The organism is Ramlibacter sp. AN1133 (assembly GCF_037890035.1).
GTDB lineage: Bacteria > Pseudomonadota > Gammaproteobacteria > Burkholderiales > Burkholderiaceae_C > Ramlibacter.
On sequence record NZ_JBBKTQ010000001.1, the window covers coordinates 477,051 to 497,339 of the forward strand.

Here is a 20,289-nt window from a genome sequence, read left to right on the forward strand (position 1 = left end):
TCAGCCCTGCGCTGCCTGCTGCAGCAGGCTCGCGATGCGCGAGCTGCGGCGCGTGATGTCGAAATGGGCCTGCACGTAGCGACGGGCGCCGGCTCCCAGTTGCTGCGCGGCGGCGGGGTCCTGGCGCAGCCGCTCCATGTGCCGCACCAGTTCCTCGTCGTCGTCGGGCTCGAAGCAGTAGCCGCCGCCGGCGCTCTCGACGATCCGGCGGGCTTCGCCCCGCACGCCGCACAGGACGGGCCGCGCGCCCGCCATGTACTCGATCAACTTGGTCGGGATCGCGCCGGCGAACACCGGCAGGTCCTGCAGCGTGACCACGCAGGCGTCCGCGGCCGCGAGGAAGCCCGCCGCCTGTGCCTTGGGCACCGGGGGGAGCACCTCCACGTTGGTGAGCTCGCGCTCCCGCACTTCCTGCTCGAGCCAGGCGCGGCGGAAGCCGTCGCCCACCAGCACGAAGCGGAACTCGGGACGGTGCGCCAGCCGCTGCGCGGCGCGCACGATCACGCCCAGGTTGTTGGCCTCGCCCAGCGCGCCGAAGTACAGCAGCACGAACTTGTCCGTCCAGCCGTGGGCGACGCGCAGCTGCTCGCGGTGCGCCCCGTCGGCCACGAAGTGGTCGGGGTCCACCGCGCACGGCAGCTCGTGCACTTTCTCGGGGCGCCAGCCACGGCGCACGATGTTGTCGGCGATGCCCTGCGTGAGCGCCACGATCGCACTCGAGCGGTCATAGATGCAGCGTTCCATCCAGGCCGTGCCGCGGATGATGAAGGGGTTGCGCATCACGCCCATCTGCACCAGCGAATCGGGCCACAGGTCGCGCACTTCCACCATCACCGGCAGGCGGCGCAGCAGGCAGGCCAGGAAGGACGTGAAGATCGGGTACAGCGGCGGCGGCGACAGCAGCACGACATCCGGCCGCGCCGCGACCATGACCGCCAGCGGGCTCATCAGGCACAGGTACAGGTAGCTCATCACGCGGCCGATGAAGCTCTTCTGGTGGCCCGTGTAGCTGAGGGTGCGATACACGCGGATGCCGCCGATCCATTCCGTGTACAGCAGGCGGCGCCACCACGGCCGGCGGGTCGCCAGGTTCGCGCGCGCTTCCATGTAGCCGGTCTCGCCGCTGACCACCGTCACGTCGTGGCCCATGCGGACCAGCGTCTGCAGCGTGTCGTACATCAGCGAGTGCCCGGCCGCGCTCTTGTCGACGAAGTAGGGATAGACGACCAGGATCTTCACCGCAGGACCTCGAACAGTTCCACCACCTTGCGTCCCTCCACGTCCCAGTTCACCTCGGTGCGCGCGCGGGCGGCGGACTCGCGCCAGCCATCCAGGCGGGCCGCATCGGCGAAGAATCGGTCGATCGCCCTTGCGATAGCGCCCACGTCGCCGAGATCCGACACCTGGCCGATGCCATGCCCGGCGACGAAGCGGCGGATCTCAGGCAGGTCTGAGGCCAGCACAGGAATGCCCGCCGCAATGAACTCGAACAGTTTGTTCGGCGTGCAATAGTAATTGTTCAGGCAGGTGGCTTGGTAGGGGATCACGCCGGCGTCGGCGGCCTCGGTCCAGACGAGCAACTCGCGCTGCGGCACGGCCGGCATCAGGTGCACGCGCGCGGATAGACCGCGGGCCACGACCTGCTGGCGCAGGCGCTCGCCAAGTGTGCCGTCACCCAGGAGCACCAGGTGCACGCGCGGATGGCGTACCTGCGCCATGGCTGCTACCAGTTCCTCCAGGTGCCGACCGGCGGAAAGCCCGCCCTGCATGAGCAGCACCAGCGCTTGGTCGGAGAGCCCCAGTGCCTCGTGGAAGCGGCGCGTGCGCGGCGCGTCAGGACGCGCCCGCTCGGCGTTGTGAATCACGTGCACCCGTGGCAGCGCATAGCGTTGCTCAAGCTCCCGCGCGATCGAGGGATTGACAGTGACGACTGCATCGCACTGGCCGACAAGGCGGCCCTCGATCGCGCGCCAGACCTTCTTCTCGCGCGCGGAGAACTCCTGCTCGGCGAACAGCTCGTGGCTGTCGTACACCACCTTGCCCCCGTGCACGCGCGCGGCGCGCAAGGCGACCGGCAGCATCGGTAGGTCCTGCGCCACGAAGACCTCGGCGGGGTACGCCGCGATCGCGGGAGCGTACAGGTGCTCGTAGAACTCTTCCTGCGAGATCAGGTAGCGCCAAGCGAACGCTTTGAGCGCGCGCATCGGCCGGCTGCCCATCGGCAAGAGGCGGCGCACCAGGCGATACAGGCGCAGCACGCCACCTTCGCGCCGGGCGACCGGCAGGGCGCCGCCGAGCCGCACGACGCGGCGGTCGTCGGCCGCCGCCGGGTCGTCGTGCGGCAGCGCGATGATGGTGACCTGCCAGCCGGCGGCCTCCAGGCTGTCGGCTTCCAGCAGGGTGCGGCGGTCGATCTGGCGGTCGGCGGTGAACATCACGACGCGCCCGGCGCGCGGGCGCGCGGCGGCGAGCAGCGGCGCGCCGGGGCTGTCGAGGATGCCGGCCCTCGCTTGCACCTCGTCCATCGCGTGCGGCCCCGGCATGGCGTGGCGGCTAGGCGGCCGCCGCGAGCGCGCGGGCGATCGCGTCCGCGGAAAGGCCTTCGCCGTACAGGCCCTGCACCGGCTGGTGCCGCGCGGCCATGGCCGCCAGCGCCGCGTCGACGATGGTCTGCACCGCGCCCGGGGGGGCCAAGCGGTTGGCGCCGCACTCCACCAGCTCCACCCACTCGGTTTCGTCGCGGATCGTCACGCAGGGCACGCCGAAGAAGTAGGCCTCCTTCTGCACGCCGCCCGAGTCGGTGAGGATCACGCGGGCGTCCTTCTCCAGTTGCACCATGTCGAGGTAGCCCACGGGATCGACCAGCCGCAGGCGCTCGTCCTGCAGGAGGCGGTCGAGGCCGCTGTGGGCCAGCATCTTGCGGGTGCGCGGGTGGACGGGCAGCAGCACGGGCAGCTCGCGGGCGCAGCGCGCCAGCGCCTGGACGATGGTTTCCAGCCGCCGCGGGTCGTCGACGTTCTCCTGCCGGTGGATGGTGGCCAGGAAGTACTCGCGCGGCCGCAGCCCGAGCGCGGCCACGGCCTGGCCGCTGCCCATGGCGCTGTAGAACAGCGCGGCGTCGTACATCACGTCGCCGCTGCGCACCACCCTGGCGCCGGCGATGCCTTCGCTGGCGAGGTTGCGCACCGCCACTTCGGTGGGCGCGAACAGCAGCGTGGCGACGTGGTCGGACACCACGCGGTTGATCTCCTCCGGCATCGCCCGGTTGAAGGAGCGCAGGCCCGCCTCGACGTGGGCGACGGGGACGTGCAGCTTCACCGCCGCCAGCGCGCCGGCCATGGTCGAATTGGTGTCGCCGTATACCAGCACCCAGTCCGGCTTTTCCTTCTGCAGGATCTCCTCGATGCTCTCGATCATGCGGCCGGTCATCGCGCCGTGGCCGAGGCCGCCGAGTTCGAGCTGGTACTGCGGCTGCGGGATGCGCATTTCCTCGAAGAACACGGCGGACATGTTCTGGTCGAAGTGCTGGCCGGTGTGCACGATCACCTCGTCCACCGCCGGCCGCAGCGCCGCGAAGGCGCGCGACACCGTGGCGGCCTTGACGAACTGGGGCCGGGCCCCGACGACGGTCAGGACCTTCATCCGGCCAGCGCGGGGCGGTACTCGGCGCGCAGGGGCGAGCCGGCCTGGTCCATCTGCTTGGCGTGGCCGGCCATGGTGCGGGCGATCAGCTCGCGGTTGGCGCGCGTCCACTCCACCGTGCGGCGCAGGCCGTCGCGCACCTCCACCTGCGCCTCGAAGCCGAGCTCGCGCTTCGACTTCTCGGTGGAGGCGAAGCGCTTGCCCGAGCGGTCCCAGTCGCGCGCCGGCTTGAGGTCCGGCGCCGTGGGGTTGGCGGTGAATTCGTTGATCCAGTTCGCCAGCTCGAGGATGGTGGTCTCGCGGCCGGTGGCCAGGTTGTAGACGCCGCCCGCCTCGCCACGCAGGGCGCAGGCCATCAGGCCGCGCGCCATGTCCTCGACGAAGATGAAGTCGCGGCTGGCGTTGCCGCCGTTGTCCAGCGGCAGGGCCTCGCGGTGCAGCGCCTTCCAGATGAAAGTCGGCGTGACGTTGCGCCAGACCGTGTGCACGGTGCCGCGCCAGCGTCCCGCGCCCAGGATCTCACCCGGACCGAACACGTTGGAAAAGCGCGCCTTCACCAGCGGCAACTGGTAGCGCAGGTGGTAGTAGTTGCCGTACAGCTCGCCGATCAATTTCGAGATCGAATACGGGCTGTCGTGCACCAGCGAGACCGGCTGCTCCTCGGTGGTAGCCGTGGGCTGGTCGAAGGTCTTCTCCGCCACCGCGCAGGCCGCCGCCGCGTACACGACCTTCTTCAGGCCCTGGAAGTCCTTCAGGTGGTCGAACAGGCGCAGCGAGGTGAAGGTGTTGTTCTCGTGGTCGGCGAAGGGGTCGGCGATCGAGGACTGGTTGCCGTGGTAACACGACAGGTGGAACACGTAGTCCACGTCCGCGGGGATGGCGGCCAGCCCCTGGTCGCTGGTGATCGAGGCGAAGCAGAAATGCACGCGCGGATCGGCCGGCACGTTGGCGACGTCGGAGGACAGCAGGTTGTCGATCACGACGATGCGCCGCGGCCCTTCCGCCAGGAGCAGCCTGACGAGGTTGCTGCCGACGAAGCCGGCGCCGCCGACGACCGCGATGGTGGCGTTCTGGAAGGTGGGGGTCATGCTGCGGGCTTCGGGCTGCTCAGGTGGCTGTAGATGTCGCTCACGCCATGGCGGTCGTACCACGCAAGCTGGCGGCGAATGGTGTCGTGGAAGCCGACCCTGGCCTGCCAGCCGAAGCGCCTGGTGGTCTCGGAGGCGTCGAGCGCCACCACCGGCACGTCGTCGGCCGCCGGCGGCACCACCGGCACGTCGCCCGCGTCGACGCCCAGGTGCTGCGCCACCAGCTCGAAGATTTCCTTGATGAAGTGCGCTTCGCCCGAGGCGACGTTGAAGGCGCCGGTGGCGCCGCCGGGCGCGATCGCCAGGTCCATCATGGCGAGGAAGTCGGACATGTCGAGGAAGTCGCGAGCGGTGTCGGAGCAGAAGCACTTCTGGCCCGCCTTCAGGCGCTTGTAGAAGGTCGGGATCGGCCCGATCGCCAGGCGTGGGCCCGTGACGTTGGCCAGCCGCAGCGACACCGCCGGCACCTTCGACTGCAGCACGTACTGCTCGCCCGCCGTCTTGGAGATGCCGTAGCTGGTGAAGGGCGCGGCCGGCTGCGTCACCGGGATCGGCGACACGTCCGGCCTGCCGTAGCTCAGCACCGTCTGGAAGTTGACCAGGCGTTTGGCGCCGTGGCGCTCGGCGGCCTTGACCACCTCGATGCTGCCAAGCACGTTCGTGCGCGCGTCTTCCTGCCAGTCGTTGGGGTCCTTGTACGAGGCGGCGGAGTGGATCACCAGTTCCGGCTGGAAATCGGCAAAAGCTTTCTCCACGAAACCGGCGTCCGCCACATGCCCTTCGCGGACTTCCAGGCCCGGCGTGGGCGGCACGACCTCGCGCTTGCCCGTGGCGAAGTTGTCCAGGACCAGGATCCGGTGGCCCTGCGGCAGCCAGTGCTCGATCAGGTTCGAACCCAGGCAGCCGGCGCCGCCGGTGACCAGGATGCGCGTCACTTCTTCTCCTCGTGCTTCAGGTGGGTGAAGCCGCCGGAGGCGCCGTGCTTGCGGAAGTAGGCCACCGACTGGCGCGCGATTTCGGCCAGCGGGGTGAAGTCGGGCTTGCCGAAGTCCTGGAAGGTACGCGAGGGGTCCAGCAGGATGCTGGCCGCGTCGTCGGGGCCGAGCTCGCGCACTTCCGGCTCGGGATACGAGGGCAGTTCCATCGCGGCCACGACCGCGTCGTACAGCTCCTTGATCGCCACGTCCTTGCCCGAGGAGAAGTGGTAGGCGCCCTTGCCGGTGCCGTCCACGGCCTTGAGCACGGCGCGCGCGAGGTCCTGGTTGAACACGAAGTCGCGGCGCGCCTTCGTCACGAAGCACTTCTTGCCCTCCGACAGGCGCTGGAAGAAGATCGGCAGCGGGCCACTGACGTTGCGCGGGCCGATCACGTTGGCCAGGCGGAAGGACACGTAGTCGACGCCCGAGATCTCCAGGTAATCCTCGCAGACGGTCTTGGAGATCGCGTAGCTGCTGTTGGCCGGGGATTTCGGGTGGTCCAGCCGGATCGGCTGCTGCAGCGGCTTGACGCCGTAGCACAGCGCGGTCTGGAAGTAGACGAAGCGCTTGATGCCGAATTCCTGCGCGGCCTGGATCAGGTTGCTGCCGCCCACGCAGTTGGTCAGCGTGTCGTTGTACCAGTCGTTGGGGTCCTTGTACGAGGCCGCCGTGTGCACGATGGCGTCGAACTTGTGGTCGCGGCACAGCTCGCGCACCTTGTCCTTGTTCGCGATCGTGTCGATCACGACCGTCAGGTTCGCATGGTCCGCCAGGTGGTGGCGCTGGCCGGTGGCCAGGTTGTCGATCACGACCACCCGGTCGCCGCGGGCCAGCAGCATTTCGGAAACGTGGGAGCCGATCTGGCCGAGGCCACCCGTGACGAGGACGTTCATGTTCATTCCGTGGATGTGGGATGGGGGCGCCGCGGCGCCCGGGTGGAAGGCCGCGCGGTGCGCGGCGAACCGCAAATTTTAGCTGGTCGCCTTGTCGATGAACGCCTGGTGCCAGATCTCCAGGCTCAGGAGCGCCCAGAGGTTGCGGCTGTAGACGCTCTGGCCCGAAAGCACCTTGTCCAGGTCCACCGGGCGCGCCAGGTAGGACCGCTCCCTGGCGGCGCGGCTGCCGAACAGGTCGCGCACGAATTCGACGGCCGGGCCCTTCTGCCGCAGCCAGTTGGTCAGCGGCACGGGAAAGCCCATCTTGTCCTTGCGCTCGCGGATCGCCTGCGGCAGCTTCGGCGCATACACGTGCTTGAGCAGGCGCTTGAGCTCGCCGTTGCGGAACTTCACGTCCGCCGGCACCGAGGCCGCGAATTCGACCAGCGGATGGTCGAGGAAGGGCACGCGCGACTCCACGCCGTGCGCCATCGCCATGCGGTCTTCCACCTGCAGCAGCGCCGGCAGCAGCGTCTTGAAGTCGAAGTGCGTCATGGAGTCGAAGTACGACTCCTTGCCCACGTTCTCGCCCCAGAAGATCTTCTGGAACTCGCGGAAGGTGGCGTCGCGGTCGATGGCGCCGCGCGCCAGCGCGTCGCCGAAGGTGTTGGCGCGATTGACCAGGCGCCAGTAGCGGCGGTCGCGCTCCTCGAACAGGCCCTCGGCCCAGAACTCCTTGATCATCGGCTTGTACTGCCGCAGGGTCTCCAGGTTCGGGATGATCGAGTCGTAGGTCACGACGTAGTTGCCGTTGTGCAGCGTGCCCTCGATGGCGCCCTTGATGCACTGCTCGAAGTAGGCCACCAGGTAGCGGGCGTAGCCGCCGAAGATCTCGTCGCCGCCCTGCCCGCCCAGCACCACCTTGACGTGCTGGCGCACGGTGCGCGACACCATGTACTGCGGAAAGGACCCGGGGCCGGCCACCGGCTGGTCCAGGTGCCAGATCACCTTGCGGATGTTCTCGACGAAGTCGCTCTCGCCGATGTCCGTCACGTGCAGTTGCATCCGCTGCTCGTCCGCCAGCGCCCGGGCGTAGTGCGACTCGTCGAATTCGGGCCCGTCGGTGAAGCGGCCGTTGAAGCCCTGGAAGCGTGCCTCCGGGTTGGCCTGGCGCGCCAGCGCCGCCACCAGGCTGGAATCCACGCCGCCGCTGACGTAGCTGCCGACTTCCACGTCGGCCCGCAGGTGCAGGCGGATCGAGTCGTCCATCAGCTCCTGCAGCCGCTCGGTGAACCAGCGCTCGCTGTGCCCGTAGTCGATGTCGTAGTGCACCTCCCAGTAGCGCTGCGGCTGCGGCGCCTCGCCGCGCGACAGCATCGCGTGGTGCGCCGCCGGCAGCTGCCAGACGCCGTCCAGCAGCGTCTTCTCGCCCAGGCAGAACTGGAAGGAGAAGTAGTCGGACAGCGCGGCGGGGTTGACCCGGGGCTGCGCCAGGAAGGGCTGCAGCGCCTTCATCTCGGAGGCGAAGTACAGGCCCTGCGGCGTCAGCGTCCAGTACAGCGGCTTGATGCCGAAGCGGTCGCGCGCCAGGAACAGGCGGTGCTCCTGCGCGTCCCAGATGGCGAACGCGAACATGCCGCGCAGGTGCTTGACGCAGTCCGGCCCCCAGCGGATGAAGGCGCGCAGGATGACCTCGGTGTCCGAGGTGGTGCGGAACCTGTCGCGCCCGAGCTCGTCGCGCAGCTCGAGGTAGTTGTAGACCTCGCCGTTGTAGACGATCGTGTAGCGGCCGTCGTCGCACGACATCGGCTGGTCGCCGGTCGTGAGGTCGATGACGCTCAGGCGGGCGTGGCCGAAGGCGACGTCACGCGTCGGCCCGACCCACAGGCCCGAGCCGTCGGGGCCCCGGTGTCGGATGCGATCGAGGCCCCGCAGCACCTCGCGCTTCAGGTCCTCCTCGGCTCGCGGCCTGCCGGCGAGCACCCCAAAAATCCCACACATAGACTCTGTTCCCGCAACAAGAATGCCGCACCGGGTGCGGCTAGGCGCCAACGAGGAGGACGCGGACCCGGTGCGCGAGCGGCCTGGCCAGCCTGCGCAGCGGCTCGGGGGTGTGGCGCCACAGGCGCTCCGCCAGCCGCGTCGGCGAGTCGCCCCAGCCGCGATAGAAGCCCGCGCCCGGCGAACGCTTTCGCCCGCGCGCAAGCAGGCTATTGTCCCCGACTCCGGCCGCCGCGGAGAAGACCTGCAGTTCCCGCACGGGGCGGTCGCGCAACAGGTTCGAGACTTCTTCGTAGAAGTGCGCGCTGAGGGCCTCCCAGTGGAAGCTGCCGTCGAAATGGCGGCGCGCCTGCAGGGCGTGCCGCTGCCGCAGCGGCGCGTCCGCCGCGAGTCGGTCGACCGCCGCCGCCAGGGCGTCCGCGTCGCTGAAATCCACCACCAGCCCCGCCCCGGAGGCCTGCACCACCTCCCGCACGAAGGAGGTGTCGTTGGCCAGGATCGGCAGGCCGGCGGCCATGTACTGCGACATCTTGTTGGGGCAGCAGTGGCGATGGTTCGCCCCCTGGGGTTCGTAGGGAACCAGCCCCACCTCGGCGCCCGCGGCCGCCGCGATCATTTCCGATTCCGCCACGGCCGGCGGAAAGAAGATGCGGCGCTCCAGCAGCCCGGTGCCCCGCGCCAGCGCGATCATCCGGTCGCGCCACTCGCCGGCGGGCCCCCGCAGGACCAGCTGCGCGTCCTCGCGCACCCGCGGCCACGCCGCGATCAGCAGCTCGATGCCGCGGCCGCGCGCGAAGCCGCCCTGGAACAGGAAACGGCAGGGACCGGCGCGGGGCGCCGCCGCGGCCGGCCCGGCCGCCAGTGCGCTGCTGCGCGGCTCGGCGTTCGGCAGCACCAGGAAGGGCACGCCGTACAGCCGCTGCATCAAGGCGGCGAGGCCGGGGGACACCGTGGCCCGCAGGGCGGCGTGGCGCACCAGCCGGCGCTCCACCGCCTGCCACAGCTGCTGCTCGAAGAGCGCGGCGCCCAGGTCGGCCTCGGGCCAGAATTCGTGCGCATCGAACACCACCGGGACGCGGAACAGCGCCCCGAGGATGAAAGCGCCCGGCAGCGCGGGCAGGTCCGCCGCCACGACGGCGTCCACGTTGCGCAGCGGGCTGGCCTGCCGCACCAGCGTCGCGCTGACGTCCAGGAAGTGCTGCAGCACCCAGCGCAGGCCCTGCGCGCGGGCGTCGTTCGCCCAGGCGCCGATGGCCTCCAGGTAGGCTTCGCCGCGCAACTGCAGCACCCGCTCCATCCACAGCAGCGTGTCGACCGCTGCCTGCGCGCCCGCATGCCCGGTGACGAATGCGCGCCAGCGCACCGCCTCGCCGGGGGCGTAGCGGGCCGTGGGGTGCGAGCGCACCAGGGCGCCCCGGGTGTCCAGGGCGCTCTCCGCCGGCTCGCGCGGATCGTGCACGCCCAACTGGTGCACCAGCACCGGCGCCGCGGCGCCGTGCGCGATCCAGTTCAGCCGCGGATCCTGCCGGGGCCGGTGCGGCACCACCACCAGCACGTTGCGGCCCGGCCGGCCGGCGGCGACCTCGGGCACGCAGGCCAGGCCGCGCGCCTGCAGTGCCGCGGCGACGGCGTCGTCGACCGGGCCGGCCTCCAGGCCTGCCGCGTCGATCGCGACGACCGCGTCGCAGGGCCCCCGCGGCTGCCCGCCGCCCGCGGGGTACAGCAGGACGCGCACGCCGGCGAACAACTGGAGCCAGACCGCCGCCTGCGGGCAGTCCAGGGCGCTCGGTTCGGCCACGAGCGCGCGGAAGGCGCCGGGAGGAAGGTCTGCCGGCGCCAGCGAGCGCCCCCTGGCGTCCTGCAGTTCCCGCGCATCGAGCACCGTCACCGCGTGGCGCGATCCCGCCTGGTAGCGCGCCGCAGCGGCTGCCGCCGGCGACTCGGCGCCGCCTTCGCAGGCGCACAGGAACAGCACGCGTTCGGCGCGCTCCCCGAGGGGCAGGAAGCCGGCTCGGGGCGCTGCGGACGGCACGCCGCCGGCAGGAAAACGGTCGATCGGGCTCAAGGCAGGAATGGGTATCCAGCGTGGAATGCGCACTGCCTCGCGCGCGGACGCGGCGAAGGCCAGGCGGGGGAGGCGGCCGCCCTGCACGAAACCCGCTCGGCTGCGGCGCCGCGCGGCCAGCGAGGACGGGCCGCAAGCGTACCACGGCCGCCGCGGGGGCCCGAACCGTGCCCTTGCGTCGGTCCGACACGAACCAGCCCGGCATTCAGCGCGGATGCCCTCTCGTGCGCATCAGCGCCGTGGCGATCTGCTGCCGCAGCCAGGCCGGCAGGAGCCGCCAGAGCTTGCGCAGTGGCTGGTACCGGTGCCCGATCCACCAGCGCGCGAGCGCCGGCGGCGGCGGCACGGGCGGCGGCGGCGCGGCGTAGTACGCGCCCGCCGGCAGCGCCGCCCAGGTGAGAGGGACGGGACCGCCGGCCGTGGCGAGCGGGCTCCCGTCTTCCAGCGCACCGTCCACGCAGGGCGCCATGCGCTGCCAGGCGGCGGTCCACCAGGCGCGCTCGCCCTCCAGGGCCCCGGCCGGCAGGAGGTCCGTGGCGGCGGCGGCCAGCAGCGGCGCGCCGGCCTGCGCCTTCAGCAACAGGGCGGCCGGGAGCTGCTCGATGGCCGTCGCCGCCACCGCCTGCAGCCCCCGCAGCCCGCTGGCGGCGGCCACCGCCGCCCCGTGATCGAGCATGGACTGCAGCCGCGCCCGCGCTGCCTGCGTGCCCGGCAGGCCGGGCGGCAGCCCGAGCGCCGCGCCCAGGCCGGCGTCGTCCAGGGCGAGCAGCCGTTGCGCCAGCAGCAGCTCCTGCAGGCCGGCCAGCCCCGCCGGACTCGCCAGCCAGGAATGCAGGGCGCTGTCCGCGCCCGCCGGGGCCCAGGCGCGGCGCGGCAGGACCAGTTCGCCCGCGTCTTCGCGCAGCTGCGGCTGCGCCATGGCGTCGCCGGCGTCCCCGAGCACCACGCGGTGCAGGCGCACCGGCTCCGCCGCCGGTGACGCCGTCGCGGGGGGCAGCTCCGCCGCGCCCAGCAGGGCGACGTGGCGGGCGGGGAGAGCCACCAGCACCGTCGGCCTGAGGCGCCCCCTGGCGCGCAGCGCCTCGTCGAGCAGTTCGTCCAGCCGGCCGACGAAGCTCTCGATGCCGTTGCACGGATCGAGCACCACTTCCTCGAAGGCCCGCTGGGCCAGCTCGCGGCGCCGTGGCTCGTCGCGAATGAAGTCCACGCATTCGTCCAGGTTGGCCAGGTCGCGTTCCAGCCGGAGGTAGTGGCGGCCCGGTTGCAGCAGGCCCGAGTACTCGCCGGGATAGAGCAGCTGCACCGCGCCACAGGCGATCGCCTCGAAGTGGCGCGGCGAGACCTGGTGATAACGCACGTTGCCCTCGAGGTCCGCCAGCCCGCGCAGCACCGCCTCGTCGCGCTGCCGCGGCGCCAGGTGCGCATGCCGCGCTTCCAGGTCGGCGCAGCGCTGGTCCAGGTCGCCGGCCAGGTCGAAGATGCTGGCGCCGGATTCGGCGCCGAGCGTGGCCTTGCTGGAGGACAGGAAGTCCAGCCAGGCGGCGCCGCCCAGGCGGTCCTCCCAGCGGCTGGAGATGTCCAGGACCAGGTCCCGGCGGCCGGCCAGCCGCGCCGCCACGTCCTCGCCGATGCGGCGTTTCTCGTAGGCCAGCCGGCCGAACGACAGCGGCTGGATCGAGCCGCGGTAGCCGATGTCCACCGGCCGCGGGCCGGCCAGCGGGTCCCGCGAGCGCAGGGTGGGCGTGACGTAGCCGGTGAGCATGCGCTCGAAGCGCACGGGCCCGACCACCTCGGGCGGGTACACCACCGGCACCGCTTCCGGCGGCAGGCAGGTGAGGACGACGTCGAAGCCGGTGTCGCCGACGTACTGCGCGAGCTCGCGGAAGCGGTAGTTCTCGTCCTGCTTCATCAGCAGCTTGGCGCCGCGGAAGTCGCGCAGCTTGACCGCCAGCGACGCATCGAGGCTGCGCAGGTTGTCCGGGTTGTAGGAGACCGTGTTGTGGATCAGGACCGCATCGAAGCGTTCGAGCTCCAGCAGCGGGTGCAGCCGCAGGTAGCCGGTATCCAGCCGGTGCTCGAACAGGTTCAGCACCGAGACGGAGAAGCGCGAGGCGGATTGCAGGTAGGCCACGGTCTCGATGACCGTGGAGACCCCGGCCGGATCGTAGAAGCACACCAGCAGCACTTCCTCCGGCCGCGCGGAGGCCCGTCCGAAGCCGGGCCACGGCGCGCGCACGCCCTGCGGTCGCGGCTGGGCCATGGCTTTGCCGTTCAGGCGGGCTGGAGTTCCAGCACCAGGTCGACGCCGGCGGGCAGGCCGTTCCACAGCGGCGTGCCGCGGTGGTCGAAGGTCAGCGCCAGCAGGAATTCGCGGTGCTCCCGCTCCAGGGCCAGGTCCATGCAGGCCTCCAGCCGGAACTGCTGCAGCTGGTGCAGCTCGTGCAGCGAGACCGCGGCGCCGACCGTGCGGCAGGCCAGGCCCGCGGCCGCCGCTTCGGCGGCGAATTCCGCGCCCGTGTAGCAGTTGGCGATCGGGCAGTCGGGGCCGTCGGTGGAGCGGGTGAAGGCCTGGCGGATCGGCAGGTCCGCCGGGATGGTCTTGTTGCGCAGCCGCAGCGTGTGCGCCACGTAGAGATGCATCCACAGGCTGTCGTGGTTGTAGACCATCACGCGCATGCGGCCGCCCGGGCGCAGCAGCCGGCGCAGCTCGCGCAGCGAGGCGCGCAGGTCGGGCACGTGGTGCAGCACCCCCGAGGAATGGATGTAGTCGAAGGAGGCGTCCTCGAAGGGCAGCGCCGTCTGGTCCGGCCGGGCGAGCAACAGCTCGACGCGCTCGCCGCCATGGAGCTTCAGGCGGTGCGTGGCTTCGGCCAGGCTGGAGCGGGAGACGTCCACGCCCACCACCCGCCGCGGCTTCGAGTACTCGAGGAAACCCACCAGGTCGTGCCCGGGCCCGCAGCCGTAGTCGAGGATGTCCTGGCCGTCGAAACCGGCCACCGGCATCAGGTCCAGGTAGCCCGGGTACTGGTCGCAGCGCCAGTGGAAGTACTCGACCGATTCCGCGCGCGAGGCGAAGACCTTGTGCAGGGTGACGTTGTGGTCGGTCCAGTAGCTGGCGACGGCACTGGACAGGTCGGCCAGCTTCTTCAGAGTGCTCATGTTGCGGGTCGTTGCTTGCGTGGACGGCGCCAGCGCCGTGCGTGGGTGGATGCGGTGGCGCGCAGGGCGCGGGCCACGCCGCGCCCGCCGGCGGCCCATCGTGGACGCGGCGCCGCGGATCGGCAGCCCGGAGCGTAGCACGCCCGCCTGGCAGCTCTGCAGCCGCGCCCCCGCGCCCGCGTAGAATTTCGACCTCGATCGCCGCCACGCTCCACCGGAGCCCGGGCCGGTCGGCTGGCCGTACGACGGGGGACGAGTTTGCGCATCCACAAGGTTCTGATGCTGGTCAACAACGACTGGAAGATCGATTCACGCGTCAGGAGGGAAGCCACCGCGCTGGCGGCCGCCGGCCACCGGGTGGACGTGATCTTCCGCGGCGGCCAGGTCCCCGGCGCCACGGACACGAGCGAAGGCGTGACCTACCACGCCGTTCCCCAGGTCTCCGCGCTGCACCCGTGGCGGCAGCTGCTGCGGCGGCTGATGCTGCACGCGGGCGTGGTGCGGGCGGCCTGGAACGCCCCCGGTTCGCGCGTCGAGTGGCTGCGCGGGGCGGGCATCGCGCTCGCCCTGCTGCTGCCCGGCCTGGTCCTGCTGGCGCTCGCGCTGCTGCTGCTGCCGCTGGCCGTGGTGGGCGTGCTGCTCGTCACCCTCGCCGGGCCGCGCGATGCGCGGCGGCGCATCCTCTACTACACGGCGCGGGCGCTGGCGCCGGTGGGGCGGCGGCTCAACCAGCTGGACACCCTCGAATTCCTGCACTACCTGGACAGCATCGGCGTGCACGGCAAGGCGATCGGGCTCGGCCTGGCGCCGACCGTGGTGCATTCGCACGACCTCACCACGCTGTCCACGGGCTACGCGATCGCGCGTAGGCTGGGGGTGCCGCTGCTGTACGACGCGCACGAGCTCGAGACGCACACCAACTACTGGACGCTCGCGCCGCTGACCAAGCACTGGATCGCGATGTACGAGAACATCCTGATCCGGCGCACCCGAGCCGTGATCACCGTGTGCGACAGCATCGCGGACTGGCTGAAGGAGAACTACGCGATCGAGCGTCCCACCGTCGTCCTCAACTCGCCCGACCTGCAGCCGGCCGACGACCGCCCGAAGCGGACCGTGCGCGACCACCTGGGGCTGGCGCCCGGCACGCCGCTGGCGGTGTACGTGGGCTCGGTGACGATCGACCGTGGCGCCACGCACTGCGTGGAAGCCGCCGCCCTGGTGCCGGGGCTGCACTTCGCCTTCGTCGGTCCGCGCTATTCCGTCACCGAAGGGGAGATCGTCGAATGCGCGGAGCGCCTGGGCATCCGCGACCGCATCCACCTGGTCGACCCCGTGCCGTCGCGCGAGGTGACCTCGTTCGTCTCGAGCGCCGACTGCAGCGTGATCGCGATCCAGAACGTCTGTCTCAGCTATTACTTCTGCTTTCCGAACAAGCTGCTCGAAAGCGTCGTCAGCGGCGTGCCGGTGGCGGTGGCGCGGCTGGTGGAGCTGGAGCGCTTCGTGGGCCGCTTCCGCGTGGGCGTGGTCATGGACGAAAAGGACCCGGCCTCCATCGCCGACGCCATCCGGCAGATCGTCGCGGACCCGGCACGGTTCCGGCCGTCCACGCAGACGCTCCAGACGATCCGCGACGAATACGGCTGGCCGGCGCAGAAGCAGCGCCTCGGCCATCTCTACAGCGCCCTGGCCTGACCGCCCGAAGACCCATTCCCTTCACCGGGGCGTGCCGCCGGCGCGCCCGTCCCTTTACACGCACCATCCCATGAAATTCCCCGAGGGCTCGATCCCATGTGCGGCCTCGTAACCGTCCTGGCCCCGCCGGCCCACTTCTCCGAGGAACTCGTCGCCCGGATGCGCGACCGGCTCGCCCACCGCGGGCCCGACGGCTTCGGCCTCACGGTCAAGCCCGCCGGCGCGATGTCGATCGCGCTGGCGCACCGCCGCCTGTCCATCGTGGACCTGAGCGAGGCGGCCGCGCAGCCGATGACCAGCGGCGACGGCACGGCCACCATCGTCTTCAACGGCGAGATCTACAACTTCGTCGAGCTGCGCCAGGAACTGGAAAAGGAAGGCATCGCCTTCCGCACGCGCAGCGACACCGAGGTCCTGCTGGCGGCCTACCGCCACTGGGGCGCGGACTGCCTGCCGCGCCTGAACGGCATGTTCGCCTTCGTGATCTGGGACTCCGCGCGCCAGGAGATCCTGGTGGCGCGCGACCGCTTCGGCGAGAAACCGCTGTTCCACGTCACGCTGCCGGACGGCGGCATGGCCTTCGCCTCCGAGATGAAGGCGCTGTTCGCGCACCCGCAGGTACCGGTCGGCGTGAACCAGGCGGTGCTGGCGAAGTACACGGCCGGCAGCTACTACGAGGACGGCGAGGAGACCCTGTTCGAGGGCGTGCGCCGGCTGCCGCCGGCCACCGCCATGGTGCTGGGCCCGGACGGCCAGGTGCGCCGCAGGTGGCGCTACTGGACCCCCGACTACGAGCGCATCGCGCCGGCGCGCCCGGAGCGCGAGACCACCGAGGAGTTCCTCTCGCTGTTCCAGGAGAGCATCCGCAAGCGGCTGCGCTCCGACGTGCCGGTGGGCACCAGCCTGTCCGGCGGACTGGACTCCTCGATGATCGTGTGCGTGCTGTCGGACCTGCGCCTGAAAGGCTCGCAGTTCCACCAGAACTCGTTCTCCGCGCGCTTCGACGAGGACCCGACGCTGTCGGAGGGCGATTTCATCGACATGGTGGCGCGCGCGGCGCACGTGCACTCGCACGGCGTGTCGCCCACGCCCGAAGGCCTGATGGAGGAGAGCCGCCGGCTGCACTGGCACCAGGAGGAGCCCTTCCTCTCCGCCTCCATCTACCTGCAGTGGTGCGTGGCGCGGCTCGCCCGCGAGCACGAGACGACGGTGCTGCTCGACGGCCAGGGGGCCGACGAGGTGCTGGCCGGCTACCAGTACTACTTCCGCAGCCACCAGCTGGACCTGGCGGACCGCCGCCACGTGTTCGACCTCGCCCGCTCCACCTGGCTGTTCAACCGCCGCCTGCGGGTGGCCAGCCAGGGCTACAAGGACAGCAAGCGCCGCTTCAACCACGAAATCGCGATGCCGCTGCGCGAGGTGCTGCGCACCATCAAGCACCCGTACGGCGTGTATGCGGGGCCCTACGAGGTGGGCGTGCCGAAGGCGGTGCCCGGCATGCGGCTGCGTCGGCAGCTGGCCGAGTCGGTGCAATACAACTCCCTGCCCATGCTGCTGCGTTACGCGGACCGCAACGCGATGGCGTTCGGCCGCGAGGGCCGCCTGCCTTTTCTCGACTACGAGCTGGTGGACTGGTGCATCGCGCAGCCGGACGAGGTGATGGTGCGCAACGGCTGGCAGAAGCACGTGCTGCGCGCCGCCGGCGAGGGCCTCCTGCCCAAGCCGGTGCAGTGGCGCGCCGACAAGGTCGGCTACGCGGCGCCGCTGGACCTCTGGCTGCGCGGGCAGCTGAAGGACTGGGCCTGGGAGCGGGTCAGTTCGCCCCTGCTGGCGGACCTGCCCGGCTACGACCTGCCGCAGTTGCGCAAGCTCTGGGACGAGCACCAGGCCGGCGCCAACAATTCCTGGGCGATGTGGCGCTGGATCAGCCTGGCCGAGTGGCTGACGATGCACCGCGACGGCGCCTGGCGCAACGGCGCCTGACGCCGCGTCGGCTGTACCGCCTAGCGTCGGCTGTACCGCCTAGAGGCGGTGCAGCACCGCCCGCACCAGCCGCTTCGCGCGGCTGGGCGTGCGGCGCCAGACCCCCAGCACCACGCCGGTGAGGGGGCTCGCCGTGCCCTGGAGCCGCCGCTCCTGGATCTTCTCGAGCTGCCCCGCCAGCAGCCGCCGCAGGCGGCTGCGCAGCCGCCCGCGCGCCACGGGGGCCGCCGAGGATACCGCCACCATGACGCTCGCCGGCTCGGGCGCGGGCGGGGCGTCCGCCAGTGCCGCCCGCAGCGCCTGCAGTTCCTGCTCTGCCTGGTCGAGCGCGATGCGGCGCGCGAGCGACTCGCGCGCGTGGGCCATCACCGCCGCGCCCTCGGTGTTGCGGTCCAGGGCCACGGAGCTGAACAGGTACGCGCTCTCCTGCTGCGGCTGCATGTGCTCCAGGCTGCCGTCGCGCGCCAGCGCGATCAGGGGCATGCCGAGGATGCGCACGCGCCCGCCGCGGCACAGCCGCGACTCCACGTCGCGGTCGAAGCCCTCGACGAAGGTGCGGTAGCTGTACCGGCCCGAGGCGACGACGTCGGCGTAGGCCCGGGCGGTGAGCTCCGAGACCTGCCGGTCGTCGCGCAGCACCCGGACCACCTCGTCGAAGTTGGAGAAGTCCTTCTTCAGCGGGATGTAGTGCACGCCGGGCCGCACCACGCCGGAATACTGCCCCTCGAACAGGACGAGGGCCGTGCGCGTGCGGATCGCCTCGAAGACCTTGGGCGAGATCTGGTTCATCCGCACGCCCTGCTCCAGCGGCTCCAGCCAGCTGGCCAGCCGCGGATAGTCCAGCGTCGGGTCCTGCTGCAGCTCCCGGGCCACGCGCGCGCGGATGCTGCCGTCGAAGTCGAACAGGTTGCAGCCGCTTTCCGTGCCCAGCGTGCTGCGCGCCGAACCGAGGAAGCGGTACCAGCCGTCGCCGTAGATCCGCTTGCCGTCCTCCACTTCCACGTCCACCGGCAGGTCCCGCTCGGCCGCCAGCCGCTTGACCTCCGCGCCGATGTGGTACTTCTCCCACCCGAGGCGGCCGTACCACAGGGGCAGCCGCCGGCCGCGATAGGCGATCAGGTTGCGGCGCTGCGCCAGCGGCAGCGCGAAGCTGTCCAGCGCCGGGTCCTCCGGCACGTAACCGGTGAGGGTGGGCAGGAAGTCGACGTGCGGGAAGCGCTCGCGGGGATACACGAGCTCGACGCTTTCCATCGGCACGCAGGTGTAGACCAGGTCGATGCCGACGTCTTCCATCCACTGGCGCGCGGTCTCGGGCGTCTCGTACTCGTCCTGGATGAACAGGACCTTCAGGCCGGGGAAGCGGGCCATGGCCCGCTCCATCTCGGGCGTCATGTGGCCCCTGACCGAGACGCGCACCGAAAAGTGCACCACCAGCACGTCGAAGAACCCGAAATCCGGCTCCGTCGGCGACGAGCCCCCGCCGTGCCGGACGGTGAATGCCGCCGCCGGCCCGGTGGCGGGGAAGTAGTACACGTCGTGGCGCGAGTACCGCACGAAGCTGTCGACGTGCTCGCGGATCGTGCTCACGTGCAGCGACATGCCGTCGTCGTACAGCACGGCGATGTTCAGCCGCTTGGGCTGCTGCCTGCGCGCGGCGATCACCTCGACGATCCTGGCGCGGACGGTGGCGAAGCGCTCGTCGTAGGAATTGCCGGCGGAGGCCTCCTCGCGCAGCCGCAGCAGCTCCGGGTCGCTGCGCGTCGGCGCGAGCTGCACGATGGCGCGCGCGAAACCGTCGGCCGTCTCCGCGATGCTGAACAACCGCGGCTGGTCCATCAACGCGTGGATCGGCACCGAGACCACCGGCAGCCCGCAGGCCACGTACTCGTAGGCCTTCAGCGGCAGCGAGTTCCAGATCCCCTTCTCCGGCAGGAAGGGGATCAGGCCCACGGTCGCCTCGAACATGCGCGCGCCGAACTCCTCGGGGGGCAGCGGGCCGAACCAGCGCACGTTGCGCTCGGCCTTCAGCCGGCGCCAGCCTTCCTGGCGCTCGTCGGCGGCGCCGCAGAACCAGAATTCCCAGTCCGGCAGCCGCCGTGCCAGCTGCAGCAGCAGCTCGAAGTCCATGCGGATGTTGATGCCACCCTGGAAGATGCAGACCTTCTCGCGCGGCGGCGGCGCCCCGGGCGCCAGGGCGCGATAGAAGCCGGCGTCGCAGCCGTTGGGCGCCACCAGCAGCGGGCCCTTGTAGGTCGTGTTCTCCAGGAAGGCGTTGCCCACCTGGCCGCTCACCGTGACCACCAGGTCGATCTCCGGCACCAGCCGGCGCACCGACTCGGCGACCTGGTACTGGGCCTCTTCCCAGTGGGTCCAGGGCGTCAGGTAGTCCTCGGTGGCGTGGTACACGCGCGGCGCGTTCGGCAGCGCGCGCAGCAGCAGCGCGTAGTGCGTGCTGCTGTAGATCCACAGCAGCGGCCGGCGGATGCCGCGCTGGCGCATCAGCGCCAGCACCTGCTCGACCAACGCGGGGGTCAGCGTGTGCGGCAGGGACACGATCTCCAGCCCGTCGCATCCGCTGGCCTCAACCAGCGGAGCCGCGTCCGCCGCCAGCGTGGGCTGCAGGAACAGCACGGGGTGCTCGCGCGCGAAGCGGGTGGCGTAGTGGTAGCGGTTGCTGCGGGGCTCGCGGTGCCAGTCCGACCACGTCAGCATGATGACGGCGTCGTATCCGGCGGCGGCGGCGGCGTTGGCGTGGAGCTGGGACATGGTGGGCACGGAAACGGGGCGGCGGCGCTGCGTGCGCC

13 protein-coding genes are annotated in these 20,289 nt (G+C 71.2%); 2 read left to right on the forward strand and 11 right to left on the reverse strand.

Going from position 1 to position 20,289, the window contains the following annotated elements:
• From WG923_RS02230 to WG923_RS02275, 10 genes are all read right to left on the reverse strand, one after another.
• Positions 1-1,239, reverse strand: coding sequence for a glycosyltransferase family 4 protein (locus WG923_RS02230; protein WP_340349274.1), 1,239 nt, complete (start codon positions 1,237-1,239; stop codon positions 1-3).
• Positions 1,236-2,525, reverse strand: coding sequence for a glycosyltransferase (locus tag WG923_RS02235; RefSeq protein WP_340349275.1), 1,290 nt, complete (start codon positions 2,523-2,525; stop codon positions 1,236-1,238). Before WG923_RS02235 ends, WG923_RS02230 begins: the two co-directional genes overlap by 4 nt.
• A gap of 28 nt (positions 2,526-2,553) precedes the next feature.
• Complete coding sequence (gene wecB, locus WG923_RS02240) at positions 2,554-3,642, reverse strand: non-hydrolyzing UDP-N-acetylglucosamine 2-epimerase (RefSeq protein WP_340349276.1); 1,089 nt, start codon at positions 3,640-3,642, stop codon at positions 2,554-2,556.
• Positions 3,639-4,730, reverse strand: coding sequence for an NAD-dependent epimerase/dehydratase family protein (locus tag WG923_RS02245; protein WP_340349277.1), 1,092 nt, complete (start codon positions 4,728-4,730; stop codon positions 3,639-3,641). Before WG923_RS02245 ends, wecB begins: the two co-directional genes overlap by 4 nt.
• Positions 4,727-5,665 carry an NAD-dependent epimerase/dehydratase family protein gene (locus WG923_RS02250; protein WP_340349278.1) on the reverse strand — a complete coding sequence of 313 codons (939 nt, stop codon included), beginning with the start codon at positions 5,663-5,665 and terminating at the stop codon, positions 4,727-4,729. Before WG923_RS02250 ends, WG923_RS02245 begins: the two co-directional genes overlap by 4 nt.
• Positions 5,662-6,600, reverse strand: coding sequence for an NAD-dependent epimerase/dehydratase family protein (locus WG923_RS02255; RefSeq protein ID WP_340349279.1), 939 nt, complete (start codon positions 6,598-6,600; stop codon positions 5,662-5,664). The genes WG923_RS02250 and WG923_RS02255 overlap by 4 nt, the downstream gene beginning before the upstream one ends.
• Before the next feature lie 78 nt (positions 6,601-6,678).
• Positions 6,679-8,583, reverse strand: coding sequence for an asparagine synthase (glutamine-hydrolyzing) (gene asnB / locus WG923_RS02260; protein WP_340349280.1), 1,905 nt, complete (start codon positions 8,581-8,583; stop codon positions 6,679-6,681).
• 40 nt (positions 8,584-8,623) lie between these two features.
• On the reverse strand, positions 8,624-10,648 hold the full coding sequence (locus WG923_RS02265; protein WP_340349281.1) for a glycosyltransferase family 4 protein: 2,025 nt from the start codon (positions 10,646-10,648) through the stop codon (positions 8,624-8,626).
• 205 nt (positions 10,649-10,853) lie between these two features.
• Positions 10,854-12,908: a glycosyltransferase gene (locus tag WG923_RS02270; protein WP_340349282.1), complete on the reverse strand. Its 2,055-nt coding sequence runs from the start codon at positions 12,906-12,908 to the stop codon at positions 10,854-10,856.
• A gap of 11 nt (positions 12,909-12,919) precedes the next feature.
• The gene (locus tag WG923_RS02275) at positions 12,920-13,807 is read right to left on the reverse strand and encodes a class I SAM-dependent methyltransferase (RefSeq protein WP_340349283.1); all 888 of its coding nucleotides are present in this window, start codon (positions 13,805-13,807) and stop codon (positions 12,920-12,922) included.
• Between the two features lie 279 nt (positions 13,808-14,086).
• Between WG923_RS02275 and WG923_RS02280 the strand changes: the two genes are divergently transcribed.
• Both WG923_RS02280 and asnB (WG923_RS02285) read left to right on the forward strand, forming a co-directional pair.
• Entirely contained in the window at positions 14,087-15,502 is a 1,416-nt protein-coding gene (locus WG923_RS02280; RefSeq protein WP_340349284.1) for a glycosyltransferase family 4 protein, read from the forward strand.
• Between the two features lie 96 nt (positions 15,503-15,598).
• Positions 15,599-17,485 (forward strand): asparagine synthase (glutamine-hydrolyzing), encoded by a 1,887-nt coding sequence (gene asnB, locus WG923_RS02285; protein WP_340349285.1) that lies wholly within the window; start codon positions 15,599-15,601, stop codon positions 17,483-17,485.
• A gap of 39 nt (positions 17,486-17,524) precedes the next feature.
• On the opposite strand, the gene WG923_RS02290 is transcribed toward asnB (WG923_RS02285), so the two are convergent.
• Positions 17,525-20,251 carry a glycosyltransferase gene (locus WG923_RS02290; protein WP_340349286.1) on the reverse strand — a complete coding sequence of 909 codons (2,727 nt, stop codon included), beginning with the start codon at positions 20,249-20,251 and terminating at the stop codon, positions 17,525-17,527.
• Between the last annotated feature and the right edge of the window lie 38 nt (positions 20,252-20,289).

Excerpts from the sequence above, each read along its gene's own strand:
- WG923_RS02235 (WP_340349275.1), bottom strand. The coding sequence starts at position 2,525 with ATGGACGAGGTGCAAGCGAGGGCCGGCATCCTCGACAGCCCCGGCGCG.
- wecB (WP_340349276.1), bottom strand. The coding sequence starts at position 3,642 with ATGAAGGTCCTGACCGTCGTCGGGGCCCGGCCCCAGTTCGTCAAGGCC.
- WG923_RS02245 (WP_340349277.1), bottom strand. The coding sequence starts at position 4,730 with ATGACCCCCACCTTCCAGAACGCCACCATCGCGGTCGTCGGCGGCGCC.
- WG923_RS02255 (WP_340349279.1), bottom strand. The coding sequence starts at position 6,600 with ATGAACGTCCTCGTCACGGGTGGCCTCGGCCAGATCGGCTCCCACGTT.
- asnB (WP_340349280.1), bottom strand. The coding sequence starts at position 8,583 with ATGTGTGGGATTTTTGGGGTGCTCGCCGGCAGGCCGCGAGCCGAGGAG.
- WG923_RS02270 (WP_340349282.1), bottom strand. The coding sequence starts at position 12,908 with ATGGCCCAGCCGCGACCGCAGGGCGTGCGCGCGCCGTGGCCCGGCTTC.
- WG923_RS02275 (WP_340349283.1), bottom strand. The coding sequence starts at position 13,807 with ATGAGCACTCTGAAGAAGCTGGCCGACCTGTCCAGTGCCGTCGCCAGC.
- WG923_RS02280 (WP_340349284.1), top strand. The coding sequence starts at position 14,087 with ATGCTGGTCAACAACGACTGGAAGATCGATTCACGCGTCAGGAGGGAA.
- asnB (WP_340349285.1), top strand. The coding sequence starts at position 15,599 with ATGTGCGGCCTCGTAACCGTCCTGGCCCCGCCGGCCCACTTCTCCGAG.
- WG923_RS02290 (WP_340349286.1), bottom strand. The coding sequence starts at position 20,251 with ATGTCCCAGCTCCACGCCAACGCCGCCGCCGCCGCCGGATACGACGCC.